17 protein-coding genes are annotated in these 23,279 nt (G+C 63.1%); 1 reads left to right on the top strand and 16 read right to left on the bottom strand.

The features are described 5' to 3' along the window. Positions 1-287: 287 nt before the first annotated feature. The 13 genes from ggt to IB265_RS37840 all read right to left on the bottom strand — a co-directional run bounded on the left by ggt (position 288) and on the right by IB265_RS37840 (position 17,185). Positions 288-2,030, bottom strand: coding sequence for a gamma-glutamyltransferase (gene ggt, locus IB265_RS28925; protein WP_192495526.1), 1,743 nt, complete (start codon positions 2,028-2,030; stop codon positions 288-290). A 259-nt stretch (positions 2,031-2,289) separates the two neighbouring features. After that, complete coding sequence (locus tag IB265_RS28920; RefSeq protein ID WP_112996520.1) at positions 2,290-3,903, bottom strand: GMC family oxidoreductase; 1,614 nt, start codon at positions 3,901-3,903, stop codon at positions 2,290-2,292. 22 nt (positions 3,904-3,925) lie between these two features. Next, positions 3,926-5,143: a mandelate racemase/muconate lactonizing enzyme family protein gene (locus IB265_RS28915; protein WP_113132595.1), complete on the bottom strand. Its 1,218-nt coding sequence runs from the start codon at positions 5,141-5,143 to the stop codon at positions 3,926-3,928. Between the two features lie 5 nt (positions 5,144-5,148). Continuing rightward, a complete protein-coding gene (locus IB265_RS28910; RefSeq protein WP_192495525.1) occupies positions 5,149-6,426 on the bottom strand; it encodes a nitrate/nitrite transporter in 1,278 nt (425 codons plus the stop codon). A gap of 109 nt (positions 6,427-6,535) precedes the next feature. Continuing rightward, positions 6,536-7,960 (bottom strand): aldehyde dehydrogenase, encoded by a 1,425-nt coding sequence (aldA, locus tag IB265_RS28905; protein ID WP_192495524.1) that lies wholly within the window; start codon positions 7,958-7,960, stop codon positions 6,536-6,538. A gap of 194 nt (positions 7,961-8,154) precedes the next feature. Then, complete coding sequence (locus tag IB265_RS28900; RefSeq protein ID WP_112996426.1) at positions 8,155-9,033, bottom strand: LysR substrate-binding domain-containing protein; 879 nt, start codon at positions 9,031-9,033, stop codon at positions 8,155-8,157. 265 nt (positions 9,034-9,298) lie between these two features. Beyond that, entirely contained in the window at positions 9,299-11,323 is a 2,025-nt protein-coding gene (locus IB265_RS28895; protein WP_057255405.1) for a beta-N-acetylhexosaminidase, read from the bottom strand. 82 nt (positions 11,324-11,405) lie between these two features. Next, the gene (locus IB265_RS28890) at positions 11,406-12,347 is read right to left on the bottom strand and encodes an ABC transporter ATP-binding protein (RefSeq protein ID WP_192495523.1); all 942 of its coding nucleotides are present in this window, start codon (positions 12,345-12,347) and stop codon (positions 11,406-11,408) included. Then, the gene (locus tag IB265_RS28885) at positions 12,344-13,159 is read right to left on the bottom strand and encodes an ABC transporter ATP-binding protein (protein ID WP_112996428.1); all 816 of its coding nucleotides are present in this window, start codon (positions 13,157-13,159) and stop codon (positions 12,344-12,346) included. The genes IB265_RS28890 and IB265_RS28885 overlap by 4 nt, the downstream gene beginning before the upstream one ends. Next, positions 13,156-14,058 carry an ABC transporter permease gene (locus tag IB265_RS28880; RefSeq protein WP_112996429.1) on the bottom strand — a complete coding sequence of 301 codons (903 nt, stop codon included), beginning with the start codon at positions 14,056-14,058 and terminating at the stop codon, positions 13,156-13,158. Before IB265_RS28880 ends, IB265_RS28885 begins: the two co-directional genes overlap by 4 nt. Beyond that, positions 14,055-15,038 (bottom strand): ABC transporter permease, encoded by a 984-nt coding sequence (locus IB265_RS28875; RefSeq protein ID WP_192495522.1) that lies wholly within the window; start codon positions 15,036-15,038, stop codon positions 14,055-14,057. The genes IB265_RS28880 and IB265_RS28875 overlap by 4 nt, the downstream gene beginning before the upstream one ends. Before the next feature lie 19 nt (positions 15,039-15,057). After that, positions 15,058-16,671 (bottom strand): ABC transporter substrate-binding protein, encoded by a 1,614-nt coding sequence (locus IB265_RS28870; protein WP_112996521.1) that lies wholly within the window; start codon positions 16,669-16,671, stop codon positions 15,058-15,060. A gap of 289 nt (positions 16,672-16,960) precedes the next feature. Continuing rightward, positions 16,961-17,185 carry a DMT family transporter gene (locus tag IB265_RS37840; RefSeq protein ID WP_375293092.1) on the bottom strand — a complete coding sequence of 75 codons (225 nt, stop codon included), beginning with the start codon at positions 17,183-17,185 and terminating at the stop codon, positions 16,961-16,963. Positions 17,186-17,376: 191 nt separating this feature from the next. Here IB265_RS37840 and IB265_RS28860 point away from each other — a divergent pair, with 191 nt between their 5' ends. Continuing rightward, positions 17,377-18,174 carry a C1 family peptidase gene (locus IB265_RS28860; RefSeq protein WP_112996432.1) on the top strand — a complete coding sequence of 266 codons (798 nt, stop codon included), beginning with the start codon at positions 17,377-17,379 and terminating at the stop codon, positions 18,172-18,174. A gap of 45 nt (positions 18,175-18,219) precedes the next feature. On the opposite strand, the gene IB265_RS28855 is transcribed toward IB265_RS28860, so the two are convergent. The 3 genes from IB265_RS28855 to IB265_RS28845 are packed head-to-tail and all read right to left on the bottom strand — an operon-like array spanning position 18,220 to position 23,217. Next, the gene (locus tag IB265_RS28855; RefSeq protein WP_112996522.1) at positions 18,220-21,378 is read right to left on the bottom strand and encodes an efflux RND transporter permease subunit; all 3,159 of its coding nucleotides are present in this window, start codon (positions 21,376-21,378) and stop codon (positions 18,220-18,222) included. 30 nt (positions 21,379-21,408) lie between these two features. Continuing rightward, positions 21,409-22,554, bottom strand: coding sequence for an efflux RND transporter periplasmic adaptor subunit (locus IB265_RS28850; RefSeq protein WP_375293090.1), 1,146 nt, complete (start codon positions 22,552-22,554; stop codon positions 21,409-21,411). Positions 22,555-22,608: 54 nt separating this feature from the next. Beyond that, a complete protein-coding gene (locus IB265_RS28845; protein ID WP_057255397.1) occupies positions 22,609-23,217 on the bottom strand; it encodes a TetR family transcriptional regulator in 609 nt (202 codons plus the stop codon). Positions 23,218-23,279: the final 62 nt, after the last annotated feature.

Genomic DNA, 23,279 nt, shown 5'->3' with positions numbered 1-23,279 from the left:
GACCAAAGCGTACGACCGCGTGCGGCGCACGCTCTGGAAATCATAATAAATTCAATCGAAAACGCTTTCAAATCTTTTTCGCGCGAGCACCCGGTGATCGCACATGCGAAAGCGCGCAGCGAACCGGCGATCCGCTGCTTTCAAAGGGTGTCAAAGCACCGACTGGCCACCTGTTATCTCGGGCTCTAGATCATTCCATTGTTTCATCGAAACACTGAAGTGATCTAAGTCTTTGAAATTACGCAATTCCGGACGGAAAACCGTTTCGCACTTTTCCTGGAATTGCTCTAGTAACCGCGCCCAGCACCTGCGCCGATGCGGCTGTCGACGGCGCCATTGTAGCGGGCGCCGCCGCCGGCCTCGATGTCGGAGAGGCTCTCGCCGCCGACGAGGATGCCGGTCGCCTGCCCCCAGATCGTCCAGCTTTCGTCGATCTGAACGTTATGGCCCATCGCCGACAGCAGCTTGCGGGTGTCGGGCGAGAGCGCATAGGGCTCCATGAACACCTTGTCGGGCAGCCACTGGTGATGGATGCGCGGCGCATCGACGGCTTCCTGGATGTTCATGCCGTGATCGATGACGTTGAGGATCGCCTCGAGCGTAATCGTAATGATGCGTGCGCCACCGGGGCTGCCGATCACCATGAACGGCTTGCCGTCCTTGGAGATGATCGTCGGGCTCATCGACGACAGCGGCGTCTTGCCGGGCGCGATCGCATTGGCCTCGCCCTGGATCAGCCCATAGAGATTGGGAACGCCCGGCTTCGAGGTGAAATCGTCCATCTCGTTGTTGAGCAGGATACCGGTTCCCGGCGCCACCACGCCGGCGCCGAAGGAGCCGTTCAGCGTATAGGTGACGGCGACCGCGTTGCCCTCGTCGTCGATGATCGAATAGTGGGTCGTCTCCTTGCTTTCGCCGAAGCCCTTCGGGATCAGCGTCGCGGAGACACCGGCGCGGAAGGGATCGATCTTGGCACGGATTTCCTTCGCATAGGCCTTGTCGGTGAGCTTGGCGACTGGGTTTTCGACGAAATCGGGATCGCCGAGCGACGTGTTACGGTCGACATAGGCATGGCGCATCGCCTCGATCATCGCGTGAACCGTGTCCGCGGCGCCATAGCCCATGTAGGAAAGCGGATAGCCTTCGAGCACGTTGAGGATTTCACAGATGATCACGCCACCGGAGGACGGCGGCGGCGAGGAGACGATGTCATAGCCGCGATAATTGCACTTGACCGGCTCCAGTTCGCGCACCGCATAGCGCTCGAAGTCCGCCTTGGCGAGCACGCCGCCCTTCTCCGAGCTCGCCTTGACGATCTGATCGGCGATCGCGCCCTTGTAGAAGGCGTCCGGGCCTTTTTCGGCAATGCTCGAAAGCGATGCGGCAAGGTCCGTCTGGACGAGTTTTTCGCCGGCCGCAAAGGCCTTGCCGTCGGGCTTCAGGAAGATCGCGGCCGCGGCCGGATCTTTCGCCAGCCTTTCGGCCCTGCCCTCGAAGGTACTGACATCGCCCTCCTCCAGCACGAAGCCATCCTTGGCTAGCGCGATCGCCGGCGCGATCAGTTCGGCAAGCGGCTTCGTGCCATAGCGGCTCCGCGCAACCTCGAAACCCATGACCGGCCCCGGCACGCCGACGGCGAGATAACCATCGGTGCTCAACCCTTTGATGACATCTCCCTTCCCGTCGAGATACATGGTCTTGGTTGCCGCCTGCGGCGCCCGCTCGCGGAAATCGAGGAAGGTCGTCCTGCCGTCCTTGAAGCGGATGGTCATGAACCCGCCACCGCCGATATTGCCGGCAGTCGGATAGGTGACGGCGAGCGCATAGCCGACTGCAACCGCCGCATCCACCGCGTTGCCGCCGCTCTTCAGGACCGCGACACCTACATCCGAGGCCAGGTGCTGGGCAGTCACCACCATGCCATGCTCGGCCTTAACCGGTTCCGGCGAGGCGGCTCGGCCCTCCGGCGGAGCCAGGCTCAGCGCAAGAAACAAGGTGACGGGCAGGCTCTTCAAGCGAAAACTCAGCATGCGTCTCTCCCTCGCAGGCGTTGCTCGCAGTGCCTTGCCGGCGGCCGCGACGCGGACGCCCGCCACCGCGTTCAACGCGGCGGCAACAATCTTTTGGCCAGGCAAGCACTGATTGTGGGCAGCTATGAAGTCAGCGGAGTATAGCCACGCCCGGTCGGCGATGGCAATTCACACCTGACCGATGGCAGCGTTTGAACGCGAGGGGCTGTCTTGGGGCGGGCTCCCCCCGCAGGCAACGTGGGGAACCATACGGCTCTCTTCAGGCGGCATCCGCCAGGATGAGAGCCGCGCCCTTTTCCGCAACCATCATCGTCGGAGCGTTGATGTTGCCAGCCGTAATGTTCGGGAAGATGGAGGCGTCGACGACGCGCAGACCCGGAACGCCATGAACCCGCAGGCTGCTGTCGACGACGGAGCTCGCCTGGTCCGGCCCCATCGCGCAGGTGCCGCAGAGATGGTAGATCGAGCCTGAGTTTTCGCGAAAATAATCCATCAGCGCGTCGTCGCTCTGAACGCGCGGCGCGGGCGAGATTTCTTCCGCGGTCAGTGAGGAGAGCGCCGTGGCCGACGCGATCCGCCGCACCAGCCGGCTTCCCTGCAGCACTTCGTCGATGTCGCGGTCGGTCGTCAGGTAGTTCGGCCGGATCAGGGGCTTTTGCGCGGGGTCGCCGGATGCGATCTGGATGCTGCCGCGGCTGGTCGGCCGGCAGGAGTTGAAGCAGATCAGGTAGCCCGGATAGGGCTCCGGTTTCAGCCCGGCCTTCGGATCATTCGGGATCCGATAAGACAGGGGATTGAAGTAAAGCTGGATGTTCGGCCGCTCTTCGTCAGGTTTGCCGCGGAAGAAGCCACCGGCCTGATTGACGCTCATCGAGAACGGACCCTTGCCGGTGAGCAGATATTGCAGGCCGAGCCGCATCTGGCCGAACAGGCTGCCGAACTCGTCGTTGAGCGTCGGGATGGTGGCACGATAGTAGAAGCTGGCGCAGAGGTGATCCTGCAGGTTCTGGCCAACCGCCGGCAAATGCCGCTGTGTCTTAACCCCGAGCGAAGACAGCGTCTTGCCGTCGCCGATGCCCGAGACCTGCAGCAGCTGCGGGCTGCCGACGGCCCCGGCGGCAAGGATGACTTCGCGGCCGGCGGTAAAGCGCCGGCGGGCACCGTTCTGGACGACATCGACGCCGGTCACGCGCCCGTCATCCGCAAAGACCAGCCGCTCGGCCTGGGCGTAGCGCTCGATCGTCAGGTTGGGCCGTTTGAGCGCAGGGCGCAAATACTCGGCGCTCGAATGCGAGCGGCGGCCGTTGTTGGTGTTGACGTCGTAGACGCCAGCGCCTTCGAGCGAGGCTCCATTGAAATCCTCGTTCAACGGCAGTTGCAGCGATCCGCAGCTTTCAAGAAAGGCGTCGGTGATCGGATGCGTCATGCCGCGCATCGGGGTGATGTGGATCGGGCCTTCGCCGCCATGCCATTGCGACGATCCGCGCGCATGGGTTTCGAGCCGGCGGAAATAGGGAAGCACGTCGTCATAGCCCCAGCCCGCATTGCCGGCGGCTTTCCAGTCGTCAAAATCGTCGCGCGCGCCGCGCACGTAGATCATCGCGTTGATCGATCCGGAGCCGCCCTGGACCTTGCCGCGCGGCACGTAGATGCTGCGATCCTGAAGCTCGGCTTCCGGCTCGCTCGAATACATCCAGTTCACCTGAGGGTTATAGTAGCTGCGGGCGTAACCGACCGGGATCTTGAACCAGAAGGAATTGTCGTTGCCGCCGGCCTCGATCAAGAGCACCTTGTGGTGACCGTTCTCGCTGAGCCGGCTCGCAAGGATGCAACCCGCCGACCCGGCGCCGACGATGATGTAATCGTAGATCATCTCGTGTCCCTGATATCCGAATTCACCCGCGCGCGGGGGCAAAGGCCTTCACGTCCGCCGGCCGGCTGTCCATCTGGAGGTGCAGACGCTCGCCGGTGTAGGGCGTGTGCTTTTCGACGACGTCCATGTTGAGCTCGATGCCGAGGCCGGGCTCGCGCGAGGGGATGAGGTAGCCGTCCTCGACGGTAAGCTTGGTCTTCAGTACGTCGGCGTGGAACCCGGAGAAATCGAGGATCGCCTCGTGGATGAGGAAGTTCGGCGTGGCAGCCGAAAGCTGGATACTGGCCGCAGCCCCCACCGGACCGTTGTAGAGATGCGGCGCGATCTGGGCGTAATAGGCCTCGGCCATGCCGGCGATCTTCTTCGCCTCGAGCAAGCCGCCGACGCGCGCCACGTTCATTTGCAGGATCGACGCGGCCTTGAGTTCGAGCACGCGCTGGAACTCGTATTTGGTCGTCAGGCGCTCTCCGGTCGAAACCGGAATGGAGGTTGCGCGCGCCACCTCGGCCATCGCCGCTTCCTGTCCCGGCGGCACCGGCTCTTCGAACCAGAGCGGATCGTATTTTTCCAGGCGCTTGGCAAGGCGGATGGCCGAGGACGGAACCATCTGGCCGTGGGTGCCGAAGAGCAGATCCGCACTGCTTCCGACCGCGTCGCGGATCTTGCGGCAGAATTCCTCGCAGCGGTCCATGACGCCGAGCGAAAGCTGGTGGCCGGAATAGTTGGTGTAGGGCCCGGCCGGATCGAACTTGACCGCGGTGAAGCCCATCTCGACCATCTCGACCGCGCATTCGGCGGCGAGATCCGGATCGTTGAAATCGAACTCGCCGGCGGCGTTCTTCGGGTAGAGGTAGGTATAGGCGCGGAGCTTCTCGTGCACCGTTCCGCCGAGGAGATCCGAGACCGGCCGGCCGGCGGCCTTGCCGATGATGTCCCAGCAGGCGATCTCGAGACCCGAGACGATGCCCATCATCGTCGGATCGGGGCGCTGGGTGAAGCCGCTCGAATAGGCCGAGCGCCAGAAGCGCTCGATCTGGTGCGGATCATGGCCGAGCAGGTGCCGCTCGAACACGTCCTCGATCAGCGGCGTCATGGCGCTCGGATGGAACGAGGTCGCATAGATCTCGCCGATGCCTTCGATGCCGCAGGCGGTCGTGAGACGCACGAAGATCCAGTACATGCCGCCAACATGCGGTGGCGGGACGGCGACGGCATAGGTCTTGAGAGACGCGATCTTCATGGGTGTCATCCCTTTTTCTTGAGGCGGGCCATCAGGGCCAGGGTGGCGATGGCGCCGAGGACGCAGACGGCGGCGATATAGCCGAAATAGAGCTGGTAGCCGGTGATGCCCGGATAGCGGTCCGAGAGGTATCCGTTGACCAGCGGCAGGTAGGTGTCGGGCGCGTAGCCGACCAGCGAAATGATGCCGATGGCGAGACCGGTGATGTTCGCCGGCACATGGCAATCGTCGAGGATCGCCCAGTAGAGCCCGCGGATCGTATAGGTGATGAGGCCAACGAGCAGCACCAGCCCGACGAAGAGGACGGTCGAGCCGATGCCAGGCAGGGCGATCATTACCACGAGACTGGCGGCCGCGACTATGAAGCTCAGGAGCAGGATGCCGGTCTTGCCGTAGCGGTCGCCGAGCAAGCCACCGCCGATACCGCCGACCGGGCGCAGCCACAGCTTGACCGTGACGATCAGGCCGGCCATGGCGGCGGAAATGCCGAAGCCGCCCTCCTGCAGATAGGCCGAGAAGCTGTAGGTGGCGAGAAAGACGTGGTAGCCGCAGAAGATGATGGCCGCGACCAGCCAGACCTCGGGAATGCTGAGCAGCGTCCTGATGTCGGCGAGAAGGCTGCCCTCGCGCTTGCGCGCGGTCCTGTCCGCGGCAACCGGTTGCGACACCGCGAAATAGGCGATGCCGACGACGATGCAGAAAATGGCGTAGAGCAGCACGACGTCGCGGAAGCCGGTGGCAAGTCCGGCGCCGCGCGTTTCCGTCGTGAAGACGAAGAGCGCGATGGCGACGCTTGCGAGCAGTGCTTCCACCAGGCCACGTCCGCCGTCGAGGATCCCGAAGAAGCGTCCCTGCTCATTGGCACCGGCGATCAGGTTTACCTGCTTGAGCGTCGCTGCCCAGAAGGTGAGACCCGTGGTGACGCCGAAGCCGCAATAGATGACGAGGAGCGACGAATAACCGGGCAGCGTCGCGTACCAGAGACCAAGGAGGCCAGTGCCCACCATCGACAGCAGGATCAGGATGCGCGGTTGGACGCGGTCGGCAAGCCACCCGCTCGGCAGGTAGCCGACGAGGAAGCTGGTGCCGAGGATGGAATAGAGGACGCCAAGCTCGGTGTTGCTCAGCTTCAGCACCTCCAGCATCGTCGTCTGGTAGGACTGACGAAGATAGAGGATCGGATAGATCGCGCCGGCGGCGATCACGATCAGCGCCAGCTGAAGGTAGCGGCTGCGGGCCGACACGGATGGTGCCGCGACTTCGGTTTCGGCAATTGAGCTCACGGGCAGTCTCCTCCCTGGCCGACAGCGAGAGCATTGCCACCGGCCCGGTATTGATGTTGGTGTCAGAGCAATTCCGGCTTCGGTCCGGAATTGCTGAATCTCAAAGGGTCTAGTGTTTCAGGACGACGAGGCGCGTCTGGGTGAATTCCAGCATGCCGTGCTTGCCGTCGTCGCCGCCGAGGCCCGAACGTTTCCAGCCGGCATGGAAGCCTTGATAGGGATCGGCCGGGAAGCGGTTGACGTAGAGTTCGCCGGCCTCGATCGCATCGCTGGCACGCATCACCGTGCGGTAATTCTCGGTGAAGAGCACCGAGCTCAGGCCGAACTGATGGTCGCTCGCCTTTGCCAACGCTTCCTCGAAGGTGGAGTAGCGGAGAACGGCGAGCACCGGGCCGAACACTTCCTCGCGAACGATCTCCATGTCCTGCCGGCAGCCGGAAATCAGCGTCGGCGGGTAGAAATAGCCGTCTCCCTCAGGCAGATAGCCGCCGGTCTCAACGACGGCGCCTTCGGCCTTCGCCCGCTCGACCATCTCGTGCACGCGCTTTTGGGCGGCGACATTGGCGAGCGGCCCCATACGACCAGCATCCTCGGCGCGGTCGCCGAATGCGCGGGCGGTAAAGCCTTCGCGCAGCTTGGCAAACAGCCGATCATGGACGCTTTCATGAACGTAGAGCCGCTCGGCGCTGGTACAGACCTGGCCGCAATGGGTGGTCTTGGCGGCGATGATCATCTGCGCCACGGCATCGAGATCCGCGTCCGGTTCGACGATGACGGGCGTCTTGCCACCGAGTTCGAGCGACGGCTTGGCGATGTTTTCCTTGCAATATTCGAGCACGACGCGGCCGGCCGAAACGCTGCCTGTCAGCGTGATCATACCGATGCCCGGATGGGTGCAGAGCGTCTTCGCGACATCGTGCGACATGGTGAGGATGTTGACGAGGCCGTCGGGCAGACCCGCTTCGACGATTGCCTCGGCGACGGCAAACGCGGAGGTCGGCGTGTTGTTGCTCGGCCGGACGACGACGGCGTTGCCAGCAATCAACGCCGGGGCGATCTTCCGCACTAGCGTGTAGATCGGATAGTTGAACGGGATCAGGCAGGCGGCGACGCCGATCGGCACGCGCTTCAGGATCAGCGTTTCGCCCGGATTGTCGCTCTCGATCACCTCGCCCTCGATGCGGCGGGCCCATTCAGCGTGGTAGCGCATCAGCTCGGCGCCGTAGATCACTTCGGCGGTCGCATCGGCAAGGCTCTTGCCCGACTCCTTCGCCAGCGCGGCACCGATGCGTTCGGCCCGGCTCTCCAACACCGCCGCCAGCCGGCGCAGCGCGTCACCGCGCTGGATTGCCGGCAAGGCACCCCAGACGCGCTGCGCCTTCACCGCGGCATCGACCGCTGCCTTCGCCTCGTCATCCGTTGCCGCCGGCACGGAGGTGAACACCTGGCCGGTCGCCGGATTGCGCACGTCGATCACAGTCGTAGAGGAGCTTTCGATGAAGCGGCCGCCGGAGAAGTTGCGATAGGGGCTCATGGCATCTCGGAATTGTTCGCCGCGATCCGCACGCCGATGGCGGTGCGGGAGGCGGACTAGCCGGGAGAGAGCTTCACGAGCGATGATCCGGCCTCTCTCCCTGACCGCAACCGTCAGGAAAATTGATGCGACGATGCGGAAAAGGGCACAAGCGAGTAATTTTCGGTGAGAGCATTCCAAAAAGGAATGCTTGCTCACTCGGCCCGGTCGGCGGCGGCCTCCGCCAGCAACCAGGCGCGGAAGGCATCGACCTTGCGGTTGCCTGCCGATTGCGGCCGTGTCACGAACCAGTAGGATTCATGGCCCTCGACTGCAACGTCGAAGAGCTGCACCAACTGACCCGACTGCAATTGGTTGCGGACCATCGAGCGGTCGGCAACGGTGACACCGAGCCCGGCGCAGGCTGCCTCGATCGCCAGATCGAGCAGGTCGAATTCCAGTCCGCCGCGGGTATCGACGTCCTGAAAACCCGCCGCATCCAGCCAGTGCCGCCAGGTCAGATAACGCCGGTCGGGCGAGGCAAGCACATGCAGGAAAGTGAAGCGCTGCAGGTCGGACGGACCTTCGACTTTCGCCCCCTCAAGCAAGGACGGCGCGCAGACGACGACATGTCGCTCCGTCATGAGAATGCTGGCATCGAGCATCGGCCACTCGCCGTCGCCGAAGCGGATCGCGCAGTCCAGAAGCCCGCGCTCGGCAAGCGTATCCGTGGCTTCCGTGCTGAGGCTGATATCGACGTCGGGCAGAGCCTCGCGCAACCGGGCAAGACGCGGCAGTAGCCAGCGCTTGGCAAAGGTCGGCGGCACGTTGATCCTGAGCCGGTTCTGGTTGCTCTTCTCGGTGATGCTGCGCAGCGAAACCTCGATGCTGTGAAACGCCTCCTGGATCGTCGCCAGCAGTTCCGCGCCGGCGGGCGTCAGTTCAAGGTGATGGTGGCGGCGGATGAGAAGGTCTTCGCCGAGCGCGTCCTCGAGGTTGCGGACCTGCCGGCTGACGGCACTCTGCGTCAGGTTGAGCCGCTCGGCCGCCCGCGTGAAACTGCGGGTCTGCCCGACCACCTCGAAGACTTTCATCGCCGACAATCCAGGAAGTCTTCGCATCGATATTTTGGCCTCAGAAAGCTTTGCACACACATCTCCGCGACTGTCGTCGCGGGATCGATGCGCACTTTTGCGTGCCACGCTCCAGCGTACAAGCACGAAAATCCAAATCGCTCCAGGCTGACCGCAAGCACGCGCCCGGCTATCTCCGAACGACAAACGGCGGCTTACGCCGCCGCTTGCCTATCCAATCAATCGCCTGGCCAAGCCCAGACGAAAACTGGAAACTCACTCGCTCCTACTCCGCAGCATAAAAGCCGTAGAGCACCGGCATCAGCCCGACCAGCGCTTCAAAACGCTTGAAGGACTTGCGCTCCGGCCGCGTCCAGCCGGTTTCGGCGAGCGCGGAAAGCCGCGGGAACACCAGCCGATCGAAGACAGCCCGGTCGGTCATCGGCTCCGACCATATGCAGCATTGCACGCCGAGCAGGTGTTTCTTCTGCGCGTCGGTCCAGCCCTCAACCGGATCGAATGTGTAGAGCCTTTCCGGATCCGACCAACCGGCCCAGCTGGCGCCAGGCTCCGACCAGGCCGGGCTGTTGGCCATGTCGAGATAGTAGACCTGACCGGGGCAGACGACGATGTCGTAGCCCTCCTCGGCAAGGGCTGCCGACGCCTCGACCGTGCGCCAGCCAAAAAGTAGCGACTTCGCCTTGTCGATGACGTTGCCATGCGCGGCCTCCTGCCAGCCGCCGGTCACGCAGTTGCGGCTGGCGAGGAACGCCTGCACGCGCGCCAGGAATTCACCCTGCAGTACCGCAGCACCCGATCCATCGATTTCGTCGGCGCCGTGGGTGTTGGTGACGACGTTCAGGCGCTTGGCATGGGTTCCGGCAACCTCGTCTCCGGCAAGCGCCCGAAGCCGTGCGAGCGCCTCAGGCGAGCCCGACCAGGCGCCGAGTGGCACTTCATCGGCGCCGACGTGGATGGCCCGCATCGGGAAGAGTTCGATCAGTTCGTCGAAGATGATCTCCAAGACGCGGTAGGTCTCTTCGCGCGCCGGGTTGAGGCAATTGTTGGGGAAGCCCTGAACCGAAAAGTAGCTGCCTTGTTCCTCGGGATCGCGCAGTTCGGGGATTGCCTGCAGCATCGCGAAGGAATGCCCGGGAATGTCGATTTCCGGCATCACCTCGACACCAAGGCTTGCGGCAAGTGTCACGATCTGCCGGATCGCGGCCTTCGTGTAGTAGCCGCCGGTCGGCTGCGGACCGGAGCCGAGCAGCGGCGGGATCTTGCGGCCATGGCCACGCCAGGCGCCGATTTCCGTCAAGGCCGGATAGGCATCGATCTCGACGCGCCAGGCCTCGTCGTCGGTCAGGTGCCAGTGGAAGCGATTGAGCTTGTTCCAGGCCATCAGCCGCAGGAAACGCTCGACTTCGGCGGTGCTGTAGAACTGTCGCGCGACGTCGAGATGGGTGCCGCGCCATCCGAGCGCCGGCTCGTCCCCGATCTCGCCGCCGGTCGGAAACACGAAGGTGCCCGGATGCAGCCGCGCGCCGCGCAGGATCTGCCCGAGCGTGATCAGGCCATAGAGGAGGCCGGTCTGCGTGCTGCCGGAAACGGCGACGCCGGCGGGAGAGAAGCGGATGACATAGGCTTCCGGGCCGAGGTCGCCGGCCTGCGACAGCGAAACCGGAAAGCCGCCTTCCGATGCCGGGCGGACGATACCCTCGACCGGGAACAGACTTGCGGTGAGATCGGCAAACGCCTTTGCAGCGCTCTGAGCTTCCTCGCCCTCGGGTTTGAGGTCGAGCCCCGGAGGCGCCACCAGTTGCCCGGAAACGGAAACGGCCTGCGGCCACGGCACAATCGAGACCGGGACCGGCGCCACCTTCGGCACCGGATAGACGGCAGCACCACGCTTCAGTTCGGAATTGTCACCGTGCGCCCGCGAAGCAAGCACCGCGACCGGCGCCATTGCGCCATCGGAAAGCACCAGGAAGGCAGCGTTGGCGCCATCGGTCCAATGGCGCGGCTCATAGCTCATCCCGTGTGCCTTCAGCGTCCAGGTGGCGCCCGGCGGCACTTCGAGGCCTTCCGGCGGTGCGAACTCCGCATAGTTGGAGAGGCGGATCAGGAGCCGGCCACCTTCAATCTCGGCAGCTGGGTCGATACGAGCCGGGCCGGAAACGCCGAGGCGAAAACCCTTGAGCACTCGATCCGAGTTGTTGGTCAAGGTCAGTGCATAGACCGACCTGTCAGCTGTGCCGACCGGCACCCAGAGGGTTTCCAGCAGGAATTCAGATTTAGCGGCAAACGTCATCAAACGGCTCCATGAATGTTAGTTTCTGCAGCCGGCCGAAGGCCGGCGGAGTACTCGGGGGCTTGACCTGGGTTCACATAGCTCACGTCGGGGCTTGGCCAAGGGCGCGGACGAAATGGTTTTCGGCGACCTCCTCCATCACGTCCGATGCCGGCCGGCTGAGGCGCCGCACCTCTTCGGCATGGGCAAGGAAGCGGGCACTCTGCCCCGGCACGAACGGGCGATCCGGATCGGGCACGGCCGAAAGAAGAAGCTGGGTATAGGGATGGCGAGGGTTGCCGATGACGTCGGCCGTCTCTCCCCATTCGACCATCTGGCCGGCAAACATCACCACAACCTCCTCGGCGATGTGGGCGGCCGTGGCGATATCATGGGTGATGTAGAGCATTGCGAGATTCCGTTCGCGTTTGATGCGCGCGAGAAGCTCCAGGATATCGAGCCTGATCGAAACGTCGAGCATCGACGTCGGCTCGTCGGCGACGAGCACGTCCGGCGCAACAGCAAGCGCCCGGGCGATGTTGACGCGCTGGCGCTGGCCACCGGAGAGCTCATGCGGAAACTTCCGCGCCGTGATGTTTGGATCAAGGCCGACATCGGCTAGCAGCCGCGCGACCGCGGCCTTCGCTTCGCCGACGTTCTTTGCATGGCCATGCAAAAGCAGCGGCCGCGCGAGGTGATGGTAGACGGAGAACACCGGGTTGAGTGACGCGAAGGGGTCCTGAAAAACCATCTGGATCGCGCGGCGGCGCAGCTTCTCGGCGGCGCGGTCACCCGCCTCGGTAACATCGGCGCCGCGAAACTGCATCGTTCCGGCACTCGGCGTATCGAGCCGCGCGACGATGCGTGCGCAGGTCGTCTTGCCGCAACCGGATTCGCCGACGAGGGCCAGAGCCCGGCCAGGCTTCAAAGACAGGGATATTCCTCGCAGCGCCTCGACGGCGCCGAAGCTGCGTCTGATGTCCTTCAGCCGGACGATCGCGTTCTGCTGCTGCGGTATTGTCGTCGCTACCGGCATCACATTCATTCGACGACCCCCAGGCTGCGGACGGTGGGTGGCAGTTGCGGGATCGCGCCCCAGAGTTTGCGCGTGTAATCGTGTTGCGGTGCACTGCTGATCTGTTGGGTGTCGCCGACCTCGACCAATTGCCCCTTCAGCATAACACCGATGCGATGGCAGAGCTGCGCCATCAGGTGCAGATCATGGGTGATAAACAGCACCGAGAAGCCGAGGCTGCGCTGCAGATCGACAAGCTGCTCCAGGATTTCCCGCTGCACCACGACATCGAGCGCCGTCGTCGGCTCGTCCATGATGATCAGTTCCGGCTTCAGCGCCAGGCAGATCGCAATGACGATGCGCTGCCGCATGCCGCCACTGAACTGGTGCGGATAGTCGTCGAGGCGATTGATCGGGATGCCGACGAGCCGGAACATTTCTTCGGCCCGCGCCCGGGCCTGGGGCCGCGTCGCGCCGGTGTGTTTGCGCAGCACGTCGAAGAACTGCGCCTCGACCCGCATCAGCGGGTTGAGCGAGTTCATGGCGCTCTGGAACACCATGCCGATCCGCCGCCAACGGACATTCTGCAAGGCGGATTCAGGCATCTTGAGAAGGTCTTGCCCATCGAGCAGGATCTCGCCGCCAGCCACCCAGGCCGGCGCCTTGGAAAGCCGGGTGATCGCATAGGCAATCGTGCTCTTGCCGCAGCCGGATTCACCGGCAAGGCCGAATAGCTCACCGCGCCGAACCTCGAAAGAGACGTCGTTGACCGCGCGAAAGGCGCCGTCGTCGAGCAAGTAGTCGACATTGAGATTGCGGATCTGAAGCAGCGCATCGCTCATCGGGCTGCCTCCAGTTGGCGGCGGCGCAGCCGCGTGAGACGGAGCCAGCGGCTCAACGCCGGACCGGAGCGAAGCTGCGGATTGGCGATCTCGTCGAAGGTGAAATTGATGAGCGCCAGGCCAAGACCGACGAGGGCAATGCCTGCGGCCGGTACGGCGATGTCCCACCAGGCGCCGACGATGATCGCCGAGGAGTTCTGCGCATTGTAGAGCATGGTGCCCCAGGTCACCCGCAGCGGATCGCCGAAGCCGAGATATTCGAGCGTCGTCTGCGCGACGATCGCGTAGATGATGCTGCCGACGACGTTGATGCCGATCAGCGGCACCAGATTGGGCAGGATTTCCACGAAGATCACCCGCCAATGCGGCTCGCCGACCATACGCGCCGCCACCACGAATTCGCGTTGCCTGAGCGCCATGGTCTGCGACCGGGTCATGCGCGCGCCCCAGGGCCAGGAGGTGAGAGCGATGATCGCCATGATCGCCAGCGGCCCAACGGTGCCGGCAAAGGAGGCGAGCAGGATCAATAGCGGAATGTTGGGGATCACCAGCACGGCATTAGTCGCGAGGTCGAGTGTCGCGTCAGTGCGCCCGCCGAAATAGCCGGCGACGAGGCCGACGATGGTGCCGAGCGCGGTAATGGCAAGGCCGGTGGCAAAGCCGACGGCAAGCGATGGCCGCGCGCCCCAGACGAATTGCGAAAAGACGTCGCGGCCCATCTTCGTCGTGCCGAAATAATGCTCGACCGTCGGTGGCTGGTGCGAGCGGCCGACGCGCTCGCTCGGATCGCCGGGCGCCAGAACCGGTGCGAACAGCGCCATCAGACAGAGCGTGAGAATGATGATAAGGCCGGCGACGGCTTTTTTCTGCCGCCAGAACAAGGAGACGCCCGCATTCATGCCCTGCCCTCCCTTATGCGCGGATCGACCACGCCATAGATGATATCGACCAGGAGATTGGCCCCGAGCGTCGCGATCGTCATCAAGAGCAGCTGTCCCTGGATGACCGGATAATCGCGGGCGACACTCGCGGTATAAAGCGTCAGGCCGAGGCCGGGATAGTTGAAGACGATCTCGGTGACGATCGAACCGCCGAAGACCGCCCCCAGCATCAGCGCCAGGTTGGTCAAAACCGGCAGCATGGCATTGCGCGCCGCATAGCCGAACATCACGGCCGCTTCGGACAGGCCCTTGGCGCGTCCCATGGTGACAAAATCTTCGCCAAGCACCGAAATCATGCTGGAGCGCATCGTTGTCTGGAACTCGCCGATGAGATAGGGCGAAAGCGTCAGCACCGGCATGATCGCATGCAGGAAGACGCTGCCGAAGAAGGTAAAGTTCAGCCCGGGATCAAGGCTCGGATCATAGGCGTAGCCGACCGGCAGCAGCCGCAGCGTAACGCCAAAGGTGAACAACGTCGCGAGCGCGATGATGACCGGCGGCACGGCGATCAGCACGACCGAGAAGGGCGAGACGAAGCTGTCGAAACGGCCACCACGACGCCAGGCGGCAATGGCGCCTAAGAGCACGCCGATTGAGAGCGAAAAGGCAATCGCCGTGACGACCAGGAACGCGGTCCAGCCGGCCGAGCGGCCGAGAACCTCGACGACGGTCTGCGGGTAATACTTGACCGAAACACCGAGATCGAAATGGGCCAACCCGACGACGTAGTCGACGAACTGCCGCCAGATCGGCTGCTCGATCGCGCCGAAGCGCGCCTTGATCGCCTCGATGGCCGCGGGCGTCGCCCGCGGTCCGAGCTGGGCGATCATGCTGTCGACGGGGCTCCCCGGCATCAGCCGGGGAACCGCGAAGTTCATGACGATCGCGAATAGGAACGCCACGCAATAGACGGCAAGCCGTCGACGGGAAAGTCGCATCGTTGGGGCCTGTTGTCGCTTATTGCACGGGCTTGAGGCGGAGCAGGTGCACCAGCCGCATCCGGTTGTTGTCGTGGTCCTCCGGGTTCATGACAGGTTCGTCCTTGGTGACCCAGCCGGTAAAGCGTTTGGTCGAGAATTGGTACCAGGTCGGGCCGTTGAAGACGGGAACGACAGGCAGGTTGTCGGCAACGATCACCTGCACCTGGTCGAACAGCGTCTTGCGCTCCTCGTCCGTCGCGGCGCGGCGGTATTCATCGAAGACCTTGTCGAGCTCGGGGTTGGAATAGCGCGACGGCGCGCTGGTGATGCGCCCGCCGAAGCCGGTCGACAGCGACTGGAAGTAGCCGCGGAAAGGCGTCGGGCCATCGGCGCGGGAATTCATCACCGCCTCGAAGCTGCCGTCGAGGATCTGCTTCTGCCACTGCTCGTATTCGGGCGTGGCAACCGACGCATTGACGCCGATCTTGCGCAGGCCTTCAGTTGCGATCTGCACCGCGTCGATCCAGTCGGTCCAGCCGTTCGGAACGATGATTGGGAAAGCGATCGGCTTGCCGCTCGGCGTGGTGCGGAAGCCGTCGCCGTCCTTCTTGTAACCGGCGTCGTCGAGCAGCTTGTTGGCCTTGTCGATGTCATAGGCCAGCCACTCGTCCTGCGCACCCTCGGCTGCCTTGTTGCGCCAACTGTCGAAGCGCGGCGGCAGGCCGCTCGCAAGGGTGTTGACGACGGGATAGCCAAAGCCGGCAATATCGACCATCGCGGTGCGATCCATCGCGAGGCTGAAGGCGCGCCGGAAGGTCATGTCGTTGAAGGCCTCGGCATTGCCGGGATTCGACGACTTGAAGTTCATCTGGAAGGCAACGGTTTCCGCCGGTGGCTGCCAGTAACCATTGTGCTCGGCGTCAAGGCCGACATAGGTCTTGTCGATCTGCGGCAGGAACGACCCAAACCAGTCGATCGCGCCTTCCGGCAAAAGCGCCAGCATCTGGTCGTTGCCGGAGATCTGCGGCAACTTCAGGCAATCGACCTTGAGCGAGGCGGCGTCCCAATAGTTGGGGTTGCGGCATTGTTCGTAGACCTGCGGCGTGAAGCGGCGGATCTCGGTCATCGGGCCGGAGCCGACAGGCGTTTCGTTCTTGAAGGCCAGCGGATCCTTCACGTCCTTCCAGATGTGCTCGGGCACCACGGGAAAGTCGGCGAGCGATTCCGGGAAATGCGTGTCGACGCCCTTGAGATTGATCTTCACTTCGGTCGGTGATGGCGCCTCCACCGAGGCGACCGTTTCGCCGACACCGACGGTATCGACGGCCGGGTTCTTCAACATCATCTCGAGGGTAAACTTCATGTCGGCCGAGGTCAGCGGCTTGCCGTCCGACCATTTCACACCGTCACGCAGGGTATAGGTGATCGACTTCAGATCGTCGGCGAACTTGTAACCTGTCGCCAGCCGCCAGACCGGCTTGCCGCTGTCATAGTCGTTGAAGATCACCAGCGGTTCGTAGACGAAATCCATGGTGCTCTGTCGCCGGCCGCCGAGGTCGAACGGGTTGAAGTTCTGCACCCAGCTCGTTTGTTCCTCGATGTGCATGGTGAGCACCGCTTCGGCCCGGGCCTCGGCGGCCGCGACCATCATCAGCGCTGCGGCGACCGGTCCAAGACGCCATCGCGCCGCTGTCACCCTCTTCCTCCTGGCCTCCGGAGCGTTACCCAAAAGCCGCATTTCCTCGACTGCCGTCATGACGAATTCCCCCTCAGGTTTCGTTGATCGATCTATTAAGTCAAGTAATTTGACTTAACGATAAGTCTGCCAAAGAGGCGCTGTCAATCGGGCTAATTCGCCCCGCCTAAAGTTTCGGGAAAAGAGGGTGAGTGGTATTTCTCATTGCAATACCAATTGCGGAAATCGAGCCTCGGGGATAGGTTCAGCCGCCCGATTTTGATCGCAGAACAACCTGTCTCAGCATCGCAAAGAGAATCACGGCGCAGCCCAGGATCTGCGAAAGGCTCAATGGCGTCCCGAGAAATGCCACCGTGAAAGGCAGCACCCAGACCGGTTCGCAGCACATGATGACCGACGCCCTCGCCGCCGAGATCATCTGCTGCCCGCGAAACTGGAGAACTTCCGGAGTTGCCCCGTTAAAACTCAGGATATCTAACGTGCAAGATCATGATAAACTCTACCATTGCGTGTATCAATTCGAAACATAGCGAACTGCGATCCTTGGCCGGAGCGTGGTTTAGCCTGAGCACGCCTCGAAATACCGGCGGACTGCCGGAACCTGCCCAGTGACATCATTCCTTCAACCTACGCAGCTGGAGCTGCTGACAGGAGGCCTACATGTCCGTGCATGAAGCAATTCTCGATCTCGGCTATGATCCCACCATCAGAGAGGATGGCCCGCTCGTCCGGCCGCCGGTGCCTGCGGCGCTGCCGACCTCGGCCACTGTCGACCCACAATATCTCCCGCCTCCGAAGGCGCAGGGAACGCCACGCCATGTCGGCAGTCCCGGGAGTTGCGCCGCCTGGGCTTCGACCTATGGGCTCGCCACCTACACGGCGGCCGCAGCGGCGAGCCAGTCCCCATCGAGCACCGCGCTGCAGGCAAGCCCAGCCCATATCTATATCGAGGTCATGAAGAGCTATGGGCAAAAGGGCTGTGCAGGATCGCGGCTTGCATCCTACCTCAACCTGCTCAAGCAGAGCGGAACGCCGAATTGGCAGACCGCCCCCTATTATCCGAACTGCCCCGAGCTCTGGTCGAGCTACGACCCCAACGCCGCCGCCGATGGCAGCTTCCAGATTCCCGGCTGGGCCATCGTCGAAACCAGCGATCTCGACGCGATCAAGGCGGTCATCGCCGCCGGCGGTGCGCTTTGTTATGGCACGTCGCTCAACGAAGGCTTCATGAAATACGAAGGCCCCGGCCCGATGACGGGCCCCCTCAACAAGGTCCCGAATGTCGGCCATTGCATGCTAATTATCGGCTACGACGACGATCAGCAGGCGATCCTCATCCAAAACAGCTTCGGACAGGACTGGGGCTGCGAGTGGAACGGACGTCGCGGCTACATCTGGATGAGCTATGAGCTGTTCCAATATCTGGCTCAGGGCCAGGCCATGTATGTCACGGCCTGACCCCAGACAGTTCTAGCCCGAATTGGCTTTGAAAGGGCCGTGGCGTTATTCCGCCGCCACGGCCGGCGGATAAGCAAGCGGCTCATTAAGTTCGGCATCCGCATGGACCTCTTCCGCCTTATCCGGCTCGACCGTGTCCTTCTTGGGCTCGCGCCCGAAGAAGAGCGCGTAGCCGGCGGGCAATACCAGAATGGTCAACACCGTCGCGACCAGGATGCCGCCCATCATGGCGTAGGCGAGCGGTCCCCAGAAGACCCCGCGGGAGATCGGGATCAGGGCCAGCACCGCAGTTAGCGCCGTCAGCGTGATCGGGCGGAAGCGTCGCACGGCCGATCCGATGATCGCCTCGGCGCGGTCCATGCCGGCGGCAATGTCCTGGTCGATCTGGTCGACCAGGATGATCGAGTTGCGCATGATGATGCCGAGCAGCGCGATGACGCCGAGGATCGCGACGAAGCCGAAAGGGGCACCGCTGATGAGCAGGGCCGCCGCCGCACCGATGATGCCGAGCGGTCCGGTGGCGAGAACCAGCATCGCCTTGCCGAAATGCTGGAGCTGGATCATCAACAGCACGACGATGACGCCGAGCATGATTGGCGCCTTGGCGGCGATCGAGGCCTGGCTTTCGGCTGAATCTTCGGCCCCACCCTGAATGGCGATCGAATAGCCGGCAGGCAGGCTGTCGCGCAGCGGTTGCATCTCACCGAACATCTTCATCGCCACGTCGTTCGGCTGCACGCCGTCCGGCAAGGTTCCTCGCACGGTGATCGTCGGCAGGCGGTCACGGCGCCATTCGATGCCCTGCTCGAGTACCGGTACGACCTTGGCGACCTGCGAGAGCGGCACGAAGCCGCCGAAATCGGTCGGGATGTAGATGGAATCGACCGAGCTCAGCAATTTGCGGCTTTCGGCCGGCTCGCGGGCGACGATCGCCACCGTCTCCTCGCCGTCGCGGAAGTTGTCGAGCGGCGCGCCGGTGACGCTCGCCTGCAGCATCTGGCGGATGCGCTGGGATGTGACGCCAAGCGCGCGGGCGCGATCCTGGTCGATGACCAGCTTCATGCCCGCTACCGGCTCCAGCCAATCGTCGTGAACGGCGCCCAGAAGTGGGTTCTCGTGGAACTTCGCCGTTACCCGGTCGGCAATGCGCCTGACCTCTTCGCGGTCCGGACCCATGACGCGCATCTGTACCGGCCAGCCGGTCGGCGGCCCCAGGAACAGGCGGTCGACCTTGGAACGGATCGACGGGAAGTCGGCGGCAAGGATCGCACGCATCTTGGCAATCAGCCGCTCGCGCGCCGGTTCGTCCTTGGCCATGACAAGAAGCTGGGCGAAGTTCGGATTACGCAGTTGCTGGTCGAGCGGCAGGAAGAAGCGCGGGGCTCCCTCGCCGATATAGGTGGCGATGAAGCGCTTGTCCTCATCATCCATCATCCGGGCTTCAAGCGCCTTGGCCTGCTTTTCGACCTCCTTAATGCTCGTGCCCTCGGGCAGCCACAGATCGACCAGGATTTCCGGCCGCGACGACTGCGGGAAGAAGTTCTTCGGAATGAACTGGAAGGCCCAGAGGCTGACGAAGAAGATGGCGAGCGTGGTCGAAAGCACGATGATGCGATGGCGCACCGCCCAGGCAACCGTCGAACGCAGATGACGATAAAAGCGCGTGTCGAAGACGTCGTGATGGTTTCCGGCGTGGCTGCGCTGCTTCAAGAGCATGTTGCCGAGCCAGGGCGTGAAATAGACCGCAACGAACCAGGAGACGACCAGCGCGATGCCGACCACATAAAACAGCGAACGTACATATTCGCCGGCGGTCGAGGCGGCAAAGCCAACAGGAATGAAGCCGGCGGTGGTGATCAGCGTGCCGGTCAGCATCGGGAAGGCGGTGGAGGTATAGGCGAAGCTCGCGGCTTCGACCTTGACCAGTCCCTCCTCCAGTTTTCTTTCCATCATCTCGACGACGATCATGGCGTCGTCGACCAGGAGGCCGAGCGCAATGATGAGGGCGCCGAGCGAGATGCGCTGCAGATCGATGCCAAGCTCGTACATGATGGCGAAGGTCGCGGCGAGCACCAGCGGGATGGTGATCGCGATCACCAGGCCCGAGCGCCAGCCGATCGACAGGAACGATACGATGAGCACGATCGCCAGCGCTTCGCCGAGCGCCTTCATGAACTCGCCGACTGCTTCCTTGACGACCTCAGGCTGGTTGGAGACCTGGTCGACACTGACCCCATAGGGCAGCGACGTCTCGAAGCGCTGATAGGTCTCTTCGACCGCCTTGCCGACATCCGTCACCTTGAAGCCCTTGGCCATGACGACGCCGATCTGGACGCTGTCCTGGCCGTTGAAGCGGAATTTGCGCGAATAGGGATCCTCGAGCCCGGAGCTTACCGTGGCGATATCGCCAAGGCGCGTGACCTGGCCGCCGGCGCGAAGCCTGAGGTTCTTCAGGTCCTCGACCTTGTCGAGGCTGCCTTCGACCGAGATGCGCACCGAGAGGGAACCGGTATCGACGGAGCCGGCCGGGTCGATATTGTTCTGACCGGCAATCGTGCTGCGTAGGTCGTTGAGCGTCAGGCCGCGTTCGGCGAGCACCTTGGAGGAAACGTCGATATAGATCTTCTCCGGCTGGTCGCCGATGATCACAGCCTTCTCGACGCCCGGCGTCGTCAGCAGCATATCGCGCGCCTGGATCGCGAATTTCTTCAGCTCCGGATAGCTGTAGCCCTCGCCGCTTAGTGAATTGAGCGTGATGAAGGTGTCGCCGAACTCATCGTTGAAATAGGGGCCGAGCAAGCTTTCGGGCAGTTCGTTGGAGATGTCGCCGACCTTCTTGCGCACCTGGTAGAATGCGTCCGCCACTTGCTCGGCATTGGTATCGCCTTCAACCTGCAGCGTGATGATCGCACTGCCGGCGCGGGTATAGGAGCGCACGAAATCGAGGTGCGGCGTTTCCTGCAACTTCCGCTCGATCTTGTTGACGACCTGGTCCTGCATTTCCTCGATCGAGGCGCCTGGCCAGAAGGCTTGCACCACCATGACGCGGAAGGTGAAGTCCGGATCCTCCTTCTGCCCCATGCGCATCAGGCCGAAGGCACCGGCGAGAATGATGAGGCCGAACAGGAACCGCGCCATGCTCGGATGCGCGATCGCCCAGCGCGAAAGGTTGAAAGGCCGCTTTTCTTCGGAAGAGGAGGTCATCATCGGCTCGGTTCCGCTATCCTGGTGACGTCAGCGCACAACGGTTTCGGCTGCGGCAGCAGCCTGGTGCGTCGTATCGTTGGAGATCGTCACCTTGAGATCGTCCGTCATGAACTGCGTTCCGGCGGCAACAACGAGATCGCCGACTTTGAGGCCTTCGGTGACCCGCACACCATTGGTGGTGAAGTCTGCAAGCGTGACCGGGCGGCTGCGGACGGTTTCCGTACCGCGGTCGACGACCCAGACGATCGGATAGCCATCCTTCTCAGCCAGCGCGCTCAAGGGTACCGAGACGAACGACACGCCATTGCCGGCAGAAGCTTCGATGGTCGCGGTCATGCCGAGAAGGACGCGTTGGTCGTTCGGCAGGCTGACACGCACCGAGAAGGTGCGCGATTGCTGGTCGGCGCTGCCGGCAACCTCGCGCACGGTGCCATCGAGCGACAGGCCCGCATCGGACCAGATCCCGACCTTGACCGGCAAGCCAACCTTGAAATTGCTGATTTCCGTTTCGGGTACTGCGACCTGGACTTCCTTTTCGCCTTCGACTGCAACGGTGGCGACCGGCGTGCCAGAACCGACGACCTGGCCGACATCGGCGTTGATCGAGGTCACGATGCCCGGCCGGTCGGCGACGAGGCTGGTATAGACCACCTGGTTCTTCGCCTGTGACAGTGCCGACTTTGCTGCATCGCGCGTGGCGACGGCCTGGTTGTAACTCAGCACCGCCTGGTCGAACTGGGCCTGCGAGGCGAATTTCCTGGCAAGCAGCTGCTTGGCGCGGTCGCGCACCAGCTCGACCGTTTCGACCTGACGCTCGGCCGCATCCAGATTGGCGGACGCGCTGCGCACCGCGAGCTCGTAGTCGGTCGGGTCGATGCGGGCGAGAAGATCGCCAACCTTGACGCGGTCACCGACATTGACGACGCGCTCGACGATCTTGCCACTGACGCGGAAGCCGAGATTCATCTCGGTCCGTGCCCGCACGGCGCCGGAATAGCTGAGCTGGCGTACATTGTCGGCCTGGGCGATCTCGACGACCTTGACCGGGCGCACGACTTCAGCGGTTTCGGACTTTTCTTCCGAGCAGCCGGCAAGCGCCGCCGAGAGGGTCGAAATCAGCGCAACGGTGGCAATGAATGAAATACGGCGGCGAAATTCAATCGGCATAAACATAGTCGCACTCCTGAAAAATAGGCCGACGCCGCATTGGCGCCGGAAGCAGTCCGGCTAAACCTTCAGTCCCTTGATCGCGAATTCGACCAGCTCTTCCGGTGCCGCGCGGTTTGTCTTGCTGAGACACTGCGCAACCATTTGCGGATGACAGAGCGTGACGGTCGCCGCACCGAAACAGCGCGACGCCGCATCGGCGTCCTGTTCCGGGAACTCGCCGGCGGCGATGCCTTCGCGAATTACGTCGGCGAGAAGCGCGTCGAGCCTGTCGATATGCTTGTCGATGACGTGCCACTCGCGTTCGATGGCAACGACCACCATTTCATGCACCTTCGTATCGTCGAGCATGAGCTCAACGGTCATCTGATGCTGCGCGTGGACGTAACGCCGCAGCCGCTCGCTCGCACTCAATGGCAAGGCGCAGATCTCCTGGGCCATCTGGTAGCTGGCCGCCAGCATGCGGCCGCAGATCGCCTGATGGATCTCCGTCTTCGAGGCGAAGAAGCGGTAGATGTTCGCCGGCGACATGCCGAGTTCCTTGGCAATGTCGGCGACATTGGTCTTGCTGTAGCCGAAATGCCGGAACAACCGCTCCGCTGCGTCGAGGATCCGCGTGATGTTGTCCTGACGCGTCTGATCCACGACGTTATCGCTGCTCACCTGCATCGCTTGCCTTTCGATTTACGACTGACGAATTTTGTATTTCGTCAGTCGTAAATCGAAATGAG

The sequence above is a fragment of the Ensifer sp. ENS10 genome (assembly GCF_014852025.1).
Taxonomy (GTDB): domain Bacteria; phylum Pseudomonadota; class Alphaproteobacteria; order Rhizobiales; family Rhizobiaceae; genus Ensifer.
This window is presented reverse-complemented; position numbering and strand designations above follow the sequence as displayed.